Raw genomic sequence first — 16982 nt, 5'->3', positions numbered from 1 at the left:
CTCATCAGGCCGGATTAGGGATATCAATAAAGGTTACATCCAGATCGGTATTTTCCGTCAGCCACTCGCTGAGGGCACGAATACCGCCGCGCTCGGTGGCATGATGCCCGGCCGCGTAGAAATGCAGCCCCTGTTCACGTGCCGAATGAATGGTCTGCTCGGAAACCTCGCCGGTGATAAAGGCATCGACACCGAAGCGCGCGGCGCTGTCGATAAAGCCCTGCCCGCCCCCGGTGCACCAGGCAACACGCTTCACCGTATCCGGACCGGTATCGCCGCTCCACAGCGGACGACGCCCCAGGCGCGCTTCAATCCACGAGGCCAGCTCCAGTCCCGGAACCGGCATCGCTAGCTCGCCCCACGGCACCAGTGGCTCGATTTCGCCCATTACGGTGATCCCCAACAGTCGGGCAAGCTGAACGTTGTTGCCAAGCTCCGGGTGCGCGTCCAGCGGCAGGTGGTAACCGTACAGGTTGATGTCATTTGCCAGCAACGTTTTCAGGCGGTTGCGCTTCATGCCGCGAATAATCGGTGATTCGTTTTTCCAGAAGTAACCGTGATGGACAATCACCGCATCGGCTTCCTGACGGACAGCCTCGTCCAGCAGCGCCTGGCTTGCCGTGACGCCAGTGATAATTTTCTGCACCGTTTCGCGCCCTTCTACCTGCAGGCCATTTGGACCGTAGTCGCTAAAGGAGGCAGTATTGAGTTTTTCGTTAATCAGGCGTTCCAGTTCGCTGTTTTTCATCATCACTCTCTTATGCTTTGCGGGCCGCTTCGTACGCTGCCAGCGTGGCGACACGCGCCTGTTTATGGTCGACGATCGGACGGGGATAATTCAGTTTTACACGCTGTTTATCCGCCCATGCCCACGGTTCGTGGATCGCTTTAGCCGGTATCTCTTTTAGTTCAGGGAGCCAGCGGCGGATAAACTCACCGTTCTCATCAAATTTTTGTCCCTGAGTGGTTGGATTAAAAATCCGGAAATAGGGAGCCGCATCGGTGCCCGTAGAGGCCGCCCACTGCCAGCCGCCGTTATTCGCGGCGAGATCGCCGTCGATCAGCTGAGAAATAAAATAGCGCTCTCCGATACGCCAGTCGATAAGCAGATCCTTCACCAGAAAACTCGCGGTAATCATTCGCAGGCGGTTGTGCATCCACCCCGTCTCATTGAGCTGACGCATCGCGGCATCAACAATCGGATAGCCCGTCTCCCCTTTTTTCCAGGCCTGTAAAAGTGCCTCATCATGCTGCCATTTTACGTTGTCGGTCCAGGGAATGAACGGACGATGCTTACAGAGATCGGGATGATACGTCATCAGATGGCGGTAGAACTCACGCCAGATAAGCTCGTTCAGCCAGACAGAACCGGTGCCTCCATCCAGCGCCTGCGGCTGCTCGGCCAGAAGACGGTGTAAACACTGGCGAGGAGAGATCGCGCCCAGCGCCAGACAGGCCGACAGGCGGCTGGTGCCCTCGATGGCCGGAAAATCCCGCCGCGCGTCGTAGTTGGCCGCGTCCTGTTTACAGAACTGGCGGAGCTGCGCGATGGCCGCTTTTTCATCGGCGGGGAACAGCGCTTTATCAAACGGCTCCTGAGGGTAGTCAAACGTCAGTTCAGACAGGTCCTTCAGGGGTTCGCCCCTCGCGGCAGGCGCGGCAACGCACTCCGGCAGCGACTCTTTCAGACGCTTGATAAAGGCATTTTTAAACGGAGTGAAAACTTTATACATCTCACGGTTGCCGGTCATCACGCTGCCCGGCGCCAGCATCACGCTGTCATCAAATCCTTCACAGACCACATCCTCCAGCATCTTCTCCAGCTGACGGTCGCGCTGCTGCTCGTTGAATTCGTACTGATAGTTGTAAAAAAGATGCGTGACGTTGTGCTGCTTACAGGTCTCCTGCACCGTCTGCAGCTGTGCGGCAAAATCACTTACCTCTTTATAAATCAGCGGTATGCCTTTTCCGGCAAGCGAATGCTGCAGATCGGTCAGATACGCACGCAGCAAGGCCGCCTGGCGTGGCGCCATATCATGCTGCCGCCACTGCTCGGGCGTAGCCACAAACAGAGCCAGTACGTTAGCGTCTTTGGCGCGGCAGGCCGCCGCCAGGGCGATGTTGTCATGTACGCGCAGGTCCGCGCGAAACCAAACCAGATGGGTGGGCATAAAACTCCAGGCAAATATCCATTATGTCCGTAAGGGCATGCCGTAAAAGGAAAAAGCATGCATTGAACTACTTTGCCATGAAGTGTAGACGGGATGAAATAAAAAAGGCCGCCCAAGGCGGCCTTAACGCTACTTGTCCTGCGCTATCGTGCTAAATGCAACAAACCCGATCGGTTCATCACTTTTGACAACGAATACGCTGGCGACAATGAACGCGATGCAAAAATAGCGTTTCATTATGCGGTCCCTGCTGCTAACCGCTCCACCGTTCACCACCGGTGATAAGTCGGTGGACACAAGCCCGGGTAGGCGGGCTGCTTTACGGCAGTAAAAGTACCTTTCCCAGGACCGATGCCCATTTGCGAGATGGCGGAAAGGGACGCCGCATCATAATGAACATCCGCTGCAAAGGTAAGATACTCGAAGAAAATTAGGATTTTATAAAGGCTTCGAGGGATTGCCATCTGCTTACAGGAGGGTATGATAAAAATCCCGGGTAGGGGCTGCAAGACCACCCAACGGACCGCGAATCCGGAGGGACAAAAAAACCGCCACATTACTGTTGGCGGTTTTTTTATTGCTGTGTGTCGTCTTAGTAGAAGTCGCAGGTCGCTTTCTCGGCCTGATCCATCCATACCGGCTTCTCGCTGGTTTTCGCCCAGACGCGGTGCAGATAGCTATAAAAACGTGCACGATCTTTCCAGAACAGCATCACCGGCAGAGCCAGCACGCCAGCCACTACGGCGAAAGCGCGGCGCATGAACACGATATGAGCCGGAAACTCTTTATAAAGATCCATATTTTTCTCCCCTATAGTTGGCCGGAAACGTCATCCGGAAAATTCAAAATCTGTGACCTGGCTAAAATAATATCGCTTTGTTTGTAATTTTACTACTCATCCGACCACTTATTTTCGTCCGTTTAGCCAAAATTTACATTCACGCCGTAATTAAGTTACAAAAAAGTTAACGATTTACTTATCAATAGTTAAATTGTGGGCTTTGCCATTTTTATACTTTTTTTACACCCGCCCTTCTCATTTTTGCGAAATCTTTGCGCCATAAATCCTACCGTTAGCACAACAACAAAAGTCACCCGGAGGTGGATTGTGAGTGCAGGTCTTATTGCCGGCATCGTGCTGGTGTTCCTGTTATTGGGTTATCTGGTTTATGCCCTGATTAATGCGGAGGCATTCTGATGGCTGCTCAGGCGTTTTTGCTTATTGCCAGTTTCCTAGTGGTGTTGTTCGTCCTGGCAAGGCCACTGGGCTCGGGGCTGGCACGGCTGATCAATAACGTTCCCCTGCCCGGCACGGGAAGCGTTGAAAAAGGGATCTGGCGCGTACTGGGTGTAGACGATCGGGAGATGAACTGGCGTGACTATCTGATCGCCATTCTGCTGCTGAACATTGTCGGACTCATTGCGCTTTTCGCCATGCTGATGTTGCAGGGTATCCTGCCGCTGAATCCGCAACAATTACCGGGCCTGTCCTGGCATCTTGCGCTGAACACGGCAGTCAGTTTTGTCACCAACACCAACTGGCAGTCCTATTCCGGTGAAACCACGCTCAGCTACTTCAGCCAGATGGTCGGATTAACCGTGCAGAACTTCCTCTCTGCCGCCAGCGGTATTGCGGTGATCTTCGCGCTGACGCGTGCGTTTGCACGTCAGAAAGTGAGTACGTTAGGTAACGCATGGGTAGACCTGACGCGCATTACGCTGTGGATCCTGCTGCCGATTGCGCTGCTGATCGCGCTGTTCTTCATTCAGCAGGGCAGCCTGCAAAACCTGCTGCCTTACGCACCTTATACCTCGCTGGAAGGCGCAAAACAGCTCCTGCCGATGGGGCCAGTGGCGTCGCAGGAAGCCATCAAAATGCTCGGGACGAACGGTGGCGGCTTCTTCAACGCCAACTCCTCGCACCCGTTTGAAAACCCTACCGCCCTGACCAATTTTGTGCAGATGCTGGCGATTTTCCTGATCCCCGCCGCGCTCTGCTTTGCCTTTGGCGACGTGGTTAACGATCGCCGTCAGGGGCGTACCCTGCTCTGGACCATGTCGCTTATCTTTGTGGTCTGTGTTGCACTGGTGATGTGGGCCGAATGGCAGGGTAATCCGCACTTCCTCTCACTCGGGGCCGATAGTGCAATCAATATGGAAGGTAAAGAGAGCCGCTTTGGCATTCTCGCCAGCAGCCTGTATGCGGTGGTCACCACGGCAGCGTCGTGCGGGGCCGTCAATGCCATGCATGATTCCTTTACGGCGCTGGGCGGCATGATCCCGATGTGGCTGATGCAGATTGGCGAGGTGGTGTTTGGCGGCGTGGGCTCCGGTCTTTACGGTATGCTGCTGTTCGTGCTGCTGGCGGTGTTTATTGCCGGTCTGATGATTGGCCGCACCCCGGAATATCTGGGTAAAAAAATCGACGTACGCGAGATGAAATTAACCGCGCTGGCAATCCTGGTCACCCCGGCTCTCGTGCTGCTCGGCACCGCGCTGGCGCTGATGACCGAGGCCGGACGCAGCGGCATCTTTAACCCCGGCATTCACGGTTTTAGTGAAGTGCTGTATGCCGTCTCCTCTGCCGCCAACAACAACGGCAGCGCCTTTGCAGGCTTAAGTGCCAACTCTCCATTCTGGAACTGTCTGCTGGCGTTCTGCATGTTCGTGGGCCGCTTCGGGATCATTGTGCCGGTTATGGCGATAGCCGGATCGCTGGTGAACAAAAAAATCCAACTGACCACTACCGGGACATTACCGACCCACGGCGCGCTGTTTATCGGTCTGCTGACGGGCACCGTGTTGCTGGTCGGCGCCCTGACCTTTATCCCCGCCCTCGCGTTAGGCCCGGTCGCGGAATACCTCTCTTTACGCTGATTTTGCGGAGAAATTGTCATGAGTCGTAAACAACTGGCCCTGTTCGAACCGTCATTAGTTCGCCAGGCGCTCATGGATGCGGTGAAAAAGCTGAGCCCGCGCGTGCAGTGGCACAACCCGGTGATGTTTATCGTCTGGGCGGGAAGCGTCCTGACCACCGCCCTGGCGATTGCCATGGGAACGGGCCATATGCCGGGAAATGCGATGTTTACCGGCGCCATCAGCCTGTGGCTGTGGTTTACCGTGCTGTTCGCCAACTTTGCGGAAGCGCTGGCGGAAGGCCGGAGCAAAGCCCAGGCCAACAGCCTGAAAGGGGTGAAAAAAACCGCCTTCGCGCGCAAGTTACGTGAGCCGAAATACGGTGCCCAGATGGACCACGTTCCGGCGGATGAACTGCGTAAAGGCGATGTGGTGCTGGTGGAAGCCGGTGACATCATCCCTTGCGACGGCGAAGTCATTGAAGGGGGCGCATCGGTGGATGAAAGCGCCATCACTGGCGAATCCGCGCCGGTGATCCGTGAGTCCGGCGGCGATTTCGCCTCCGTGACGGGCGGGACGCGCATTCTCTCCGACTGGCTGGTGATCCAGTGCAGCGTTAACCCGGGTGAAACCTTCCTCGACCGGATGATCGCCATGGTGGAAGGCGCACAGCGCCGTAAAACGCCAAACGAGATTGCCCTGACCATCCTGCTGGTGGCCCTGACCATTGTCTTCCTGCTGGCAACCGCCACGCTGTGGCCGTTCTCCGCCTATGGCGGTACCGCGGTCACCGTCACGGTGCTGGTGGCGCTGCTGGTTTGTCTGATCCCCACCACCATCGGCGGCCTGCTGTCGGCCATCGGCGTGGCCGGCATGAGCCGTATGCTCGGTGCCAACGTCATCGCCACCAGCGGGCGCGCGGTAGAAGCCGCCGGTGACGTGGATGTGTTGCTGCTGGATAAAACCGGCACCATTACCCTCGGTAACCGCCAGGCGTCGGATTTCTTACCCGCCCCGGGGGTGGATGAAAAAACGCTGGCGGATGCCGCCCAGCTCTCATCGCTTGCCGATGAAACCCCGGAAGGCCGCAGTATTGTGATCCTCGCCAAGCAGCGCTTTAACCTGCGCCAGCGCGACGTTCAGAGCCTGCACGCCACTTTCGTGCCCTTTACGGCGCAAACCCGCATGAGCGGCATCAATATCCAGGATCGCATGATCCGTAAAGGTTCGGTTGACGCCATCCGCCGCCACATTGAGGCCAACAACGGTCATTTCCCGCCGGAAGTGGACAGCCTGGTCGAAAGCGTGGCCCGTCAGGGGGCGACGCCGCTGGTGGTGGCCGAAGGCGCGCGCGTGCTCGGGGTCATTGCCCTGAAGGATATCGTCAAAGGCGGTATCAAGGAGCGCTTTGCCCAACTGCGTAAGATGGGGATCAAAACGGTGATGATCACTGGGGATAACCGTCTTACCGCCGCGGCGATTGCTGCCGAAGCGGGTGTGGATGATTTCCTTTCCGAAGCCACCCCGGAAGCCAAGCTGGCACTGATTCGTCAGTATCAGGCGGAAGGCCGTCTGGTGGCGATGACCGGCGACGGAACCAACGATGCCCCTGCCCTGGCACAGGCCGACGTGGCGGTGGCGATGAACTCCGGTACCCAGGCAGCAAAAGAGGCGGGCAACATGGTCGACCTCGACTCTAACCCGACCAAGCTGATTGAAGTGGTGCACATCGGCAAGCAGATGCTGATGACGCGCGGTTCACTGACCACGTTCAGTATCGCCAACGACGTGGCGAAGTATTTCGCCATCATTCCGGCCGCGTTTGCCGCGACCTATCCGCAATTAAATGCCCTGAACGTGATGCACCTGCACTCTCCGGCCTCGGCCATTCTGAGCGCAGTCATCTTTAACGCCCTGATTATTGTCTTCCTGATCCCGCTGGCGCTGAAGGGCGTGAGCTATAAGCCGCTCACGGCGGCCGCCATGCTGCGCCGTAACCTGTGGATTTATGGCCTGGGCGGGCTGGTGGTGCCCTTCGTCGGTATCAAGGTTATCGACCTGCTGTTGACGCTGTTCGGCCTGGTTTAAAAGGTGAATCAAATGACCATGTTACGCCCCGCTATACTTCTGTTTATTCTGCTGTCTCTCATTACCGGCGGGCTGTACCCGCTGGTGACCACCGCGCTGGGCCAGTGGTGGTTTAAGGATCAGGCTAACGGCTCGCTGATACTGCAAAATGGTGAAAACCGCGGCTCTCGTCTGATTGGTCAGAACTTTACGGATGCCCGCTACTTCCAGGGACGCCCTTCCGCCACTGCCGAAAGCCCGTATAATCCGATGGCATCCGGCGGCAGCAACCTGGCGGGCAGCAACCCCGAGCTGGACAAAGCCGTCGCTGAGCGCGTAACAGCCCTGCGCGCCGCGAATCCGCAGGCCAGCCGTGACGTTCCCGTGGAGCTGGTGACCGCCTCGGCCAGCGGGCTGGACTACAGCCTGACGCCGGCAGCGGTGGCATGGCAGATCCCGCGCGTTGCCGCTGCCCGTCAGCTGACCGTCGAACAGGTGAGCAGGCTTGTGGCAGAGCACACGCAAAAGCCGCTGGTCAGCTTCATCGGCATGCCTGTGGTAAATATTGTTGAGTTGAATCTGGCGCTGGACGCGCTAAGGAAAAACTAAATGACCGACGAGCCCATGCGCCCGGATCCGGACAGGCTGCTCGAACAAACAGCTGAAGCCCATCGCGGCAAACTGAAAATTTTCTTCGGCGCCTGCGCGGGCGTCGGGAAAACCTTCGCCATGTTGACGGAAGCCCAGCGGCTTCGGGCGCAGGGGCTCGATATTCTGATCGGCGTGGTTGAAACCCACGGACGTAAAGAGACAGCATCACTGCTGAAGGGGCTGGCTACCCAGCCGCCCCGCCGCATCAGCCATCGCGGTCGGTTAGTCACTGAATTCGATCTCGATGCCGCCCTCGCCCGCCGTCCCGCGCTTATCCTGATGGACGAGCTGGCGCACAGCAATGCGCCTGGCTCACGCCATCCAAAACGCTGGCAGGATGTTGAAGAATTACTTGAAGCCGGTATCGATGTGTTCACCACGGTTAACGTTCAGCATCTCGAAAGCCTGAACGACGTGGTCAGCGGCGTGACCGGCATTCAGGTACGCGAGACGGTGCCCGACCCCTTCTTTGATTCCGCGGACGAGGTGGTGCTGGTCGACCTGCCGCCCGATGATTTGCGCCAGCGCCTGCACGAAGGCAAAGTGTATATCGCCGGCCAGGCCGAGCGCGCCATCGAACATTTCTTCCGCAAAGGCAACCTGATTGCCCTGCGCGAGCTGGCCCTGCGCCGAACCGCCGACCGGGTGGACGATCAGATGCGCGCCTGGCGCGACCTGCAGGGCCAGGAACGCGTCTGGCACACGCGGGATGCTATCCTGCTGTGTGTCGGTCACGGCAGCGGCAACGAAAAACTTGTCCGCACCGCCGCGCGCCTGGCGGCCAAATTTGGCAGCGTCTGGCATGCGGTGTATGTCGAAACGCCGCAGCTGCACGCGCTGCCCGAAAACCAGCGTCGCGCGATCCTGAGTTCGCTGCGCCTGGCGCAGGAGCTCGGCGCGGAAACCGCCACCCTTTCCGATCCGCAGGAAGATAAAGCCATTCTGCGCTACGCGCGCGAGCATAACCTGGGGAAAATTGTCATCGGCCGTCGCCAGCATCGCCGCTGGTTTAGCCGCGAATCCTTTGCCGACAAGCTGGTCCGTCGTGCCCCGGATCTGGATCTGGTGATCGTGGCGCTGGACGACAAACCTACCCCCTTGCCCAATCGCGCGCCGGACAGCCGCACCTTCAGCGATAAATGGCGCATTCAGCTCCGCGGCTGTCTTGTCGCCGTCGTGCTCTGCGCCCTGATTACCGTGATTGCCAGCCAGTGGCTGATTGCGTTTGATGCCGCCAACCTGGTGATGATCTACCTCCTGGGCGTGGTGGTGGTGGCGCTCTTTTACGGGCGCTGGCCGTCGGTCCTGGCGACGGTTGTTAACGTCATCAGCTTCGATCTGTTCTTTATTGCCCCCCGCGGGACGCTGGCCGTCTCGGACGTACAGTACATCCTCACCTTTGCGGTGATGCTCACCGTCGGGCTGGTGATCGGGAATCTGACGGCGGGCGTGCGCTATCAGGCGCGTATCGCCCGCTATCGCGAACAGCGCACGCGCCATCTCTATGAGATGTCGAAATCGCTGGCGGTGGGCCGCACGCCGCTGGATATCGTACAGACCAGCGAGCAGTTTATCCGCTCGACGTTTCATGCCAGCAACCTGATTTTACTTCCGGACGAACACGGCAAGCTGCGCCCGCTGACGTCGGCCACAGGCATGACCCCCTGGGACGAAGCCATCGCGCGCTGGAGCTTTGACAAAGGCTTACCGGCGGGCGCAGGGACAGACACCCTGCCCGGCGTGCCCTATCAAATTCTGCCGCTGCGCAGTGCCGATAAAAATCAGGGGCTGGTCATCGTGGAGCCTTCCAACCTGCGCCAGCTGATGATCCCCGAACAGCAGCGTTTACTGGAGACATTCACGCTGCTGGTTGCCAGCGCGCTGGAGCGGCTGGCCCTCACCGCCAGCGAGGAACAGGCCCGTCTGGCGAGCGAGCGTGAAAGCATTCGTAACTCGCTGCTGGCAGCGCTGTCTCACGATCTGCGAACCCCGCTCACCGTCCTGTTTGGTCAGTCAGAAATTCTGACGCTGGACCTGGCGGCGGAAGGCTCTAAACATGCCCTTCAGGCCAGCGAGATCCGCCAGCACGTGCTGAATACCACGCGCCTGGTGAATAACCTGCTCGACATGGCGCGTATCCAGTCGGGCGGATTTAACCTCAAAAAAGAGTGGCTCACGCTGGAAGAGGTGGTGGGCAGCGCGCTGAAAATGCTTGAGCCTGGCCTGGGCGGGCGGCATATTGCGCTGAACATGCCCGAGCCCCTGACCTTAATTCACGTTGATGGGCCCTTGTTCGAGCGGGTGCTGATCAACCTGCTGGAAAATGCCGCCAAATATGCGGGTGCCAGTGCTCAGATTGGGGTGGATGCGACGGTGGAAGATGGCACGCTTCGCCTTAACGTCTGGGATACCGGCCCCGGCATTCCAGCCGGGCAGGAGTTGGCTATTTTCGAGAAATTTGCACGCGGCAATAAGGAGTCGGCCATTCCGGGTGTGGGGCTGGGGCTGGCAATATGCCAGGCAATCATTGACGTCCACGGCGGGTCCATTTCCGCAGAGAATCGTCCCGAAGGCGGCGCACGTTTTTGTGTTACACTTCCTCTGGAAACCCCGCCAGAACTTAATGAATTACCAGAGGATTTGTGATCAACGTTCTGATTGTTGAAGATGAGATCGCCATTAGCCGTTTTCTGCGCGCTGCGCTGGAAGGAGACGGTCTGCGCGTCCATGATGCGGGTACGCTTCAGCGGGGTTTAATTGAAGCCGCCACCCGCAAGCCGGACCTGGTGATCCTCGATCTTGGACTCCCGGACGGCGACGGCATCGATTTTATTCGTGAAGTCCGGCAGTGGAGCCAGATGCCGATCCTCGTGCTCTCCGCCCGTACGGAAGAGACGGATAAAATCGCCGCGCTGGATGCCGGGGCGGATGACTATCTGATTAAACCGTTTGGTATCGGCGAGCTACAGGCTCGCCTTCGCGTGGCGCTGCGTCGCCACAGCGCCACCACGCCTGCCGATCCAACCTACACGTTTGGGGATATCCGGGTTGACCTGGCCGCGCGGCGCATTTTGCGCGGCGAAGAGGAAATTCACCTCACGCCCATTGAATTTCGCCTGCTCGCCGTGCTGCTTAACAATCACGGCAAGGTTCTCACCCAGCGCCAGCTGTTAAGTCAGGTGTGGGGACCCAACGCCGTGGAACATAGTCACTATTTACGCATATATATGGGCCATCTTCGTCAGAAACTCGAAGTCGACCCCGCTCGCCCTCGCCATTTATTAACTGAAACCGGTATCGGTTATCGGTTTATGCTCTGAATAAGTATTCATTTTATTTTTAAATAGAATCTAAACCTCTCAGAAAATATGTCAAAAATAATCCAGTCAGTGTTTTTTCGGATTATTTATGCCCATTTAAAACATTGACAAAACATCATGTTAACTCATCGATAACAAATCAGAGTTTTGATCTGCGATATTCATCAAAAACGACTATTTATTTCTAAAATGATCGGTTAACGGTGATCTTCTTCACAGTTAATCGCCTTTTCCTGGATAAAATGACCGTGCTTTCAATTACTGAAAGGAAAATGAATCATGGAAAACAACAATCGTTTAATGCCCCATATAAGGCGGACAACACATATCATGATGTTTGCCCACCGAAACTGCTTTGACTTTCATCTCTTTAATGCCCGGTAGTCCTTCGACTTCTGGCGCACTCGCTTACAGGTCACCCTGAAACATCTTATTTTACAGGCTATTGCCTGTGAACTCGTGCGCTCATTCCTTTTGATTCAGACTCATCCGCACCGGGCGGACTGAATTTCAATCATCAAAAAAGCAATGTACTGATTTTAATCAGCGGCCACCCTTTGCTTTTTTTCCGGAAAATTATCGATTTCTTTCTTGCAAGAAATCGAGGGACGCTTATTACCTAAAATAAAGAGAGAAAGATGAAAAATTTAAAAATCGCAGCCAGCCGTGCATGTCCGGATTGCTTTACCACCCAGCGTGAACTGGTGGATGTCAGAACCTCTGATTATATCGACGTTGCCGCTATTGTGCTGGCGGTCAGTGATATTACCGACGGCATACTGGCGGAAATAGAAGCCACCGGATTTGGTATTCCTGTTTTTGTTGCGACGCATAAAGAAGAGATCATTCCGGCAGACTATTTATCGCGCATTCATGGCGTATTTGAGTATTCAGGCACCAGCAACGACTTTTATGGACGCCAGCTGGAAGCGGCTGCCCTGCGGTATGAAACCCAGCTGCGCCCGCCGTTTTTCCGCGCCCTGGTCGACTATGTGAAGCAGGGCAACAGCGCGTTTGACTGCCCGGGGCATCAGGGCGGCCAGTTCTTCCGTCGCCATCCAGCCGGTAACCAGTTCGTTGATTTCTTTGGCGAGACGCTTTTCCGCGCCGATCTGTGTAACGCCGACGTCGCAATGGGCGATCTGCTGATTCACGAGGGCGCGCCGTGCATTGCGCAGCAACATGCGGCGAAGGTCTTTAATGCCGATAAGACCTACTTCGTGCTGAACGGCACCTCGTCATCTAACAAAGTGGTGCTTAACGCTCTGCTCACCCCGGGCGACCTGGTACTGTTCGACCGTAATAACCACAAATCCAACCATCACGGTGCCCTCCTCCAGGCAGGCGCAACGCCGGTCTATCTGGAAACGGCGCGCAACCCGTACGGCTTTATCGGTGGCATTGACGCCCACTGTTTTGAAGAACATTACCTGCGCGAGCTGGTGGCCGAAGTTGCACCGGGCCGTGCGCGCGATGCGCGTCCGTTCCGTCTGGCGGTGATCCAACTGGGCACCTACGATGGCACCATCTACAACGCCCGTCAGGTGGTGGATAAGATTGGGCATCTGTGTGATTACATCCTGTTTGACTCCGCCTGGGTGGGTTACGAGCAGTTTATTCCGATGATGGCCGACTGCTCGCCGCTGCTGCTGGAGCTGAACGAAAACGACCCGGGGATTTTGGTTACCCAGTCCGTGCATAAACAGCAGGCTGGCTTCTCCCAGACCTCGCAAATTCACAAGAAAGACAGCCACATCAAAGGCCAGCAGCGCTATGTCCCGCATAAGCGGCTGAATAATGCCTTTATGATGCACGCCTCCACCAGCCCGTTCTATCCGCTGTTTGCCGCGCTGGACATCAACGCCCGTATGCATGAAGGCCAGAGCGGCCGCAACATGTGGATGGACTGCGTGGTGAACGGTATTGAAACGCGTAAGCTAATCCTGGAGAACTGCCGGTATCTGCGCCCCTTCGTGCCGGAGACGGTGGAGGGCCGTCCGTGGGAAAGCTGGGACACGGCGGAGATTGCGACCAATCTGCGCTTCTTCCACTTCGTACCGGGTGAAAACTGGCACGCTTTTGAAGGCTACGCTGAGCATCAGTATTTTATCGACCCATGCAAGCTCCTGCTGACCACGCCGGGCATTAACGCCCGCACCGGGGAGTATGACGATTTCGGCGTGCCCGCCACCATCCTTGCCAACTTCCTGCGTGAAAACGGCATCGTGCCGGAGAAATGCGATCTCAACTCGATCCTGTTCCTGCTCACGCCTGCGGAAGATATGGGCAAACTGCAGCAGCTGGTGGCGCAGCTGGTGCGCTTCGAAAAACTGCTCGAGAGCGATGCTCCGCTGAAAGACGTCCTGCCTTCTCTCTACAAACAACATCCGGAACGTTACGCGGATTACACCCTGCGCCAGATCTGCCAGGAGATGCATGACCTGTACGCCCGTCACAACGTGAAACAGCTGCAGAAAGAGATGTTCCGCAAGTCCCATTTCCCACGCGTGATGATGAACCCGCAGGACGCGAACTATGCCTATCTGCGCGGAGAAGTGGAACTGGTCTCCCTTCGCGACGCGGAAGGCCGCATCGCCGCGGAAGGCGCCCTGCCTTATCCGCCGGGGGTGCTGTGCGTTGTCCCTGGGGAGGTCTGGGGCGGCTCCGTGCTGCGCTACTTCACCGCGCTGGAAGAAGGCATCAACCTGCTGCCGGGCTTTGCGCCGGAGCTGCAGGGTGTGTACGTCGAGGAGTGTGAGGGCCGTAAACAGGTTCGCTGTAACGTCATCAAACAACCCGCCGCTCAGCCCGCGCTGCTGAAAGGAGAGAAATTATGAGTAAGTCCAATAAGATGGGCGTGGTGCAGCTGACCATCCTCACCATGGTGAACATGATGGGCTCCGGCATCATCATGCTGCCCACCAAGCTTGCCGAAGTAGGAACCATTTCAATCATCTCCTGGCTGGTGACCGCCGTCGGCTCAATGGCGCTGGCATGGGCATTTGCCAAGTGCGGGATGTTCAGCCGCAAGTCAGGCGGCATGGGAGGCTACGCCGAGTATGCCTTTGGCAAGTCGGGCAACTTTATGGCCAACTATACCTACGGGGTGTCACTGCTGATCGCCAACGTGGCGATTGCCATCTCCGCCGTGGGCTACGGTACGGAGCTGTTTGGCGCGACGCTCAGCCCGGTACAGATTGGTTTAGCCACCATCGGCGTGCTGTGGATCTGCACCGTGGCTAACTTTGGCGGCGCGCGTATCACCGGACAGCTCAGCAGCATCACCGTCTGGGGCGTGATTATTCCGGTTGTCGGCCTGTGCATCATCGGCTGGTTCTGGTTCAGCCCGACCCTGTACGCCAACTCCTGGAACCCGCACCATGTGCCGTTCTTCAGCGCAGTCGGCTCTTCTATCGCCATGACGCTCTGGGCCTTCCTCGGTCTGGAATCCGCCTGCGCGAACGCAGAAGTCGTTGATAATCCGGAAAAGAACGTCCCGATTGCGGTCCTCGGCGGTACGCTGGGCGCGGCGGTGATCTATATCGTCTCGACGAACGTCATTGCGGGCATCGTTCCGAACATGGATCTGGCCAACTCCACGGCGCCGTTCGGGCTGGCCTTCGCGCAGATGTTCACGCCGGAAGTCGGAAAAGTGATTATGGGTCTGATGGTCATGTCGTGCTGCGGTTCACTCCTTGGCTGGCAGTTCACCATCGCGCAGGTGTTTAAATCCTCGGCTGATGAAGGTTACTTCCCAAAAATCTTCTCCCGCGTCACCAAAGCCGATGCGCCGGTGCAGGGCATGCTGGCGATTGTCATCTTCCAGAGCGGATTGTCGCTGATGACCATTAGCCCGTCGCTGAACAGCCAGTTCAACGTGCTGGTCAACCTGGCGGTCGTGACGAATATCATTCCGTATATCCTGTCGATGGCGGCGCTGGTGATTATTCAGAAAGTCGCGAAGGTGGATCCACGCAAGGCGCGAGCGGCCAATATCGTGGCGCTGATTGGGGCAATCTACAGCTTCTATGCACTCTATTCCTCCGGCCAGGAAGCGATGCTGTATGGCGCGATGGTGACCTTTATGGGCTGGACGCTGTACGGTCTGGTGTCACCGCGGTTTGAATTGAAGAATAAGCACAGTTAGGTAAAAGCAAAACGGCAACCCATGGGTTGCCGTTTTTAGTGTTTTCTCCCTCTCCCTGTGGGAGAGGGCCGGGGGTGAGGGCATCAGCCCGCACCCAAACACCACTTACGCGTTTTTCAGCACTTCGCTGACAATCTCTACCGCTTCTTTCTCAATCTGCTGACGATGCTCAGCGCCGAGGAAGCTTTCGCAATAGATTTTATACGCATCTTCCGTGCCGGATGGACGCGCAGCGAACCAGCCGTTTTCGGTCATTACTTTCAGCCCACCAATGGAGGCGCCGTTACCCGGTGCCGCCGTCAGACGCGCGGTGATCGGGTCACCGGCCAGGGTGCTTGCGCTGACCATCTCCGGAGAGAGTTTGGACAGGGCTGCTTTCTGGGCTGACGTTGCGCTGGCCTGAATACGGTTATAGCTTGGCGCACCAAAGCGTGCCGCCAGGTCGTTGTAATGTTCCTGCGGGTTTTTACCGGTGACCGCGGTGATTTCCGCCGCCAGCAGGCACATGATGATGCCGTCTTTATCGGTTGACCACGGCGTGCCGTCGAAGCGCAGGAAAGAAGCTCCCGCGCTCTCTTCACCACCGAAGCCAAAGCTGCCGTCGTGCAGACCGTCAACAAACCATTTGAAGCCCACCGGCACTTCCACCAGCTTGCGGCCCAGCGCGTCCACCACGCGGTCGATCATCGCGGAGGAAACCAGCGTTTTACCGACAGCCACCTCTTTGCCCCACTGCGGACGGTGCTGGAACAGGTAGTTAATCGCGACTGCCAGATAGTGGTTCGGGTTCATCAGCCCGGCAGGAGTGACGATACCGTGGCGGTCGTAATCCGGGTCGTTAGCAAACGCCAGATCGAATTTATCACGCAGCGCCAGCAGGCCCGCCATTGCGCACTCGGAGGAGCAGTCCATGCGGATCGCGCCGTCTTTGTCCAGGTGCATAAAACGGAAGGTCTGATCGACGTGATCGTTCACGATGGTCAGATCCAGCTTGTAGTGCTCGGCAATACGTTTCCAGTATTCAATACCGGAGCCGCCCAGCGGATCCACACCCAGCTTCAGGCCGGCTTTCTGGATGGCCGCCATATCGACGATATCCGCCAGACCTTCCACGAACGGCTGAACCAGATCCTGCTCTTTTACGTGGCCGGACGCCATGGCCGCATCCAGAGAGATGCGCTTCACGCCTTTCAGACCGTCGGCCAGCAAGGCGTTCGCACAATCTTCAACCACTTTGGTGACGTTGGTGTCTGCCGGGCCACCGTTAGGCGGGTTGTATTTGATGCCGCCGTCTTCCGGCGGGTTGTGGGATGGCGTGATAACGATACCGTCAGCCAGCGCGCCACCTTTTTTGTTGTGTACCAGGATGGCGTTAGACACCGCAGGCGTTGGGGTGAAGCCGTTGTTCTCCTGAACAATCACATCAACGCCGTTCGCTGTCAGAACTTCCAGCACGGAAATAAAGGCCGGTTCAGACAGGGCATGGGTATCTTTCCCCACGTAGCACGGACCGGTAACGCCGTTTTTAGCGCGCTCTTCCGCAATGGCCTGAGCAATGGCCAGAATGTGCGGTTCGTTAAAGCTGTGGCGCGCCGCGCTGCCGCGGTGACCAGATGTACCAAACTTCACTGCGTGTTCTGCGTTGCCCACGACCGGCTTCAGCACGTAATACTGCGCGGTCAGCTGAGCGACGTTAATCAAATCGCTTTGTTGTGCAGGTTGGCCTGCACGGCTGTGATTTGCCATTACCGGGTCCTTCTGATGCAAGGG

Annotated in this window: 13 protein-coding genes; 9 read left to right on the top strand and 4 right to left on the bottom strand. The window is 57.2% G+C overall.

The features are described 5' to 3' along the window. Positions 1-4 precede the first annotated feature (4 nt). The 3 genes from KGP25_RS06735 to KGP25_RS06725 form a co-directional block, all read right to left on the bottom strand. Positions 5-748 carry a type 2 GTP cyclohydrolase I gene (locus KGP25_RS06735; RefSeq protein ID WP_045909572.1) on the bottom strand — a complete coding sequence of 248 codons (744 nt, stop codon included), beginning with the start codon at positions 746-748 and terminating at the stop codon, positions 5-7. A 10-nt stretch (positions 749-758) separates the two neighbouring features. After that, positions 759-2171, bottom strand: coding sequence for a deoxyribodipyrimidine photo-lyase (gene phrB, locus KGP25_RS06730; RefSeq protein WP_063621163.1), 1413 nt, complete (start codon positions 2169-2171; stop codon positions 759-761). A 592-nt stretch (positions 2172-2763) separates the two neighbouring features. Further along, complete coding sequence (locus tag KGP25_RS06725; RefSeq protein WP_008501079.1) at positions 2764-2970, bottom strand: YbfA family protein; 207 nt, start codon at positions 2968-2970, stop codon at positions 2764-2766. A 309-nt stretch (positions 2971-3279) separates the two neighbouring features. Here KGP25_RS06725 and kdpF point away from each other — a divergent pair, with 309 nt between their 5' ends. From kdpF to potE, 9 genes are all read left to right on the top strand, one after another. Continuing rightward, entirely contained in the window at positions 3280-3369 is a 90-nt protein-coding gene (gene kdpF, locus KGP25_RS06720) for a K(+)-transporting ATPase subunit F (RefSeq protein WP_014069365.1), read from the top strand. After that, positions 3369-5048: a potassium-transporting ATPase subunit KdpA gene (gene kdpA / locus KGP25_RS06715; RefSeq protein ID WP_223540154.1), complete on the top strand. Its 1680-nt coding sequence runs from the start codon at positions 3369-3371 to the stop codon at positions 5046-5048. The genes kdpF and kdpA overlap by 1 nt, the downstream gene beginning before the upstream one ends. Positions 5049-5066: 18 nt before the next feature. After that, entirely contained in the window at positions 5067-7115 is a 2049-nt protein-coding gene (gene kdpB, locus KGP25_RS06710; protein WP_008501077.1) for a potassium-transporting ATPase subunit KdpB, read from the top strand. Positions 7116-7127: 12 nt separating this feature from the next. Continuing rightward, positions 7128-7703 carry a potassium-transporting ATPase subunit KdpC gene (gene kdpC / locus KGP25_RS06705; RefSeq protein ID WP_223540153.1) on the top strand — a complete coding sequence of 192 codons (576 nt, stop codon included), beginning with the start codon at positions 7128-7130 and terminating at the stop codon, positions 7701-7703. Continuing rightward, on the top strand, positions 7704-10391 hold the full coding sequence (gene kdpD / locus KGP25_RS06700; protein ID WP_223540152.1) for a two-component system sensor histidine kinase KdpD: 2688 nt from the start codon (positions 7704-7706) through the stop codon (positions 10389-10391). Further along, positions 10388-11065, top strand: a complete 678-nt coding sequence (kdpE, locus tag KGP25_RS06695; RefSeq protein ID WP_126534602.1) for a two-component system response regulator KdpE — start codon at positions 10388-10390, stop codon at positions 11063-11065. The genes kdpD and kdpE overlap by 4 nt, the downstream gene beginning before the upstream one ends. A gap of 279 nt (positions 11066-11344) precedes the next feature. Then, a complete protein-coding gene (gene speFL, locus KGP25_RS06690) occupies positions 11345-11449 on the top strand; it encodes a leader peptide SpeFL (RefSeq protein WP_003858645.1) in 105 nt (34 codons plus the stop codon). A gap of 254 nt (positions 11450-11703) precedes the next feature. Then, positions 11704-13902, top strand: a complete 2199-nt coding sequence (gene speF, locus KGP25_RS06685; RefSeq protein ID WP_223540151.1) for an ornithine decarboxylase SpeF — start codon at positions 11704-11706, stop codon at positions 13900-13902. Continuing rightward, complete coding sequence (gene potE / locus KGP25_RS06680; protein ID WP_008501072.1) at positions 13899-15212, top strand: putrescine-ornithine antiporter; 1314 nt, start codon at positions 13899-13901, stop codon at positions 15210-15212. The genes speF and potE overlap by 4 nt, the downstream gene beginning before the upstream one ends. Before the next feature lie 105 nt (positions 15213-15317). On the opposite strand, the gene pgm is transcribed toward potE, so the two are convergent. Next, positions 15318-16958, bottom strand: a complete 1641-nt coding sequence (gene pgm, locus KGP25_RS06675; protein ID WP_223540150.1) for a phosphoglucomutase (alpha-D-glucose-1,6-bisphosphate-dependent) — start codon at positions 16956-16958, stop codon at positions 15318-15320. Positions 16959-16982: the final 24 nt, after the last annotated feature.

The organism is Enterobacter sp. JBIWA003 (genome assembly GCF_019968825.1).
Lineage (GTDB): Bacteria > Pseudomonadota > Gammaproteobacteria > Enterobacterales > Enterobacteriaceae > Enterobacter > Enterobacter quasiroggenkampii.
This window is presented reverse-complemented; position numbering and strand designations above follow the sequence as displayed.